A 1,075-nucleotide genomic window follows, 5' to 3' on the forward strand; every position below is an offset into this window, starting at 1 on the left:
AGGCCGAGGCCGGTGAGCGGGGCGCTGACATGGAGCGCCGGTATGCGCCCCGCTCACCGGCCTCGGCCTGGACGACGACGGCCATCTGACCGCACCGCCCGAGGACGACCGCAACCTCGCCGGCTGGTACAAGGACGGCATCACCCCCGGCGCCACCGGCACCGCCGTACTCGCCGGGCATGTCGACACCCGGCAGGGACCGGCCGTCTTCTACGGTCTGGGCGCCCTCAAGAAGGGCAACACCGTCGAGGTCGACCGCGCCGACCGGACCACCGCCGTCTTCACCATCGACGCCATCGAGGTGTACGCGGCGGACGCCTTCCCCGACAAGAAGGTCTACGGCCGCGCCTCCCGGCCCGAACTGCGCCTGATCACCTGCGGCGGCGGCTTCGACAAGGCCAAGCAGGAGTACCTCGGCAATGTCGTCGTCTTCGCGCACCTGACCGGGACGAAGCCCCGGCACTGACCGCGCGGCTGACCGCGCCGCTCAGCCGCGCCGCTCAGCCGCGCGGGAACCCGTGGGTGCGGGCCGCGAGGACCACGACGAGGACCGGCGCCAGGAGTACGAGAACGCTCCAGGGCAGCGCCGTCGCGCCGACCGCGTCGAGAAGAATGCCGCCGGCCACTCCCCCGGCGGCCATCGCCGCGTTCCAGAGCGTGACGAGCATGGCCTGCGCGGCGTCCGCCGACGCACCGCCCGCGTCCGCCGCCGCGGTCTGCAGCAGGGTCGGGATGCCGCCCCAGCCCAGGCCCCAGAGGGCCGCCGCGACATAGACCAGGGTGTGGCTGTCGGACAGTACGGCCAGCAGGGCGGCCGCCGCCGCGACCAGGACGGTGCCCGCGACGGTCAGCGTACGGAGATGGCGGTGGATCTTCGCGCCCACGATCCAGATGGAGAGCAGGGACCCGGCCCCGAAGGTGAGGAGGACGAGGTCCGTCGAGTCGCCCATGCCGAGGTGGTCCAGGTAGGCGGCGACGTACGCGTACAGAACCGTGTGCGCCAGCACGAAGACCAGCGTGACGAGGAGGACCGGCGTCACTCCGGGCACGCGCAGCGCGTGCCCGGAGTGACGCC

Annotated in this window: 2 pseudogenes; one reads left to right on the top strand and one right to left on the bottom strand. The window is 72.9% G+C overall.

Annotated elements, in window-relative coordinates:
- Window positions 1-40: 40 nt before the first annotated feature.
- A pseudogene (locus J0695_RS38030) lies at window positions 41-466 on the top strand (class F sortase); the annotation flags it as partial.
- Window positions 467-500: 34 nt separating this feature from the next.
- Here J0695_RS38030 and J0695_RS38035 read toward each other — a convergent pair.
- A pseudogene (locus J0695_RS38035) lies at window positions 501-1,075 on the bottom strand (MFS transporter); the annotation flags it as partial.

Source organism: Streptomyces beijiangensis (assembly GCF_017315755.1).
Taxonomy (GTDB): domain Bacteria; phylum Actinomycetota; class Actinomycetes; order Streptomycetales; family Streptomycetaceae; genus Streptomyces; species Streptomyces beijiangensis.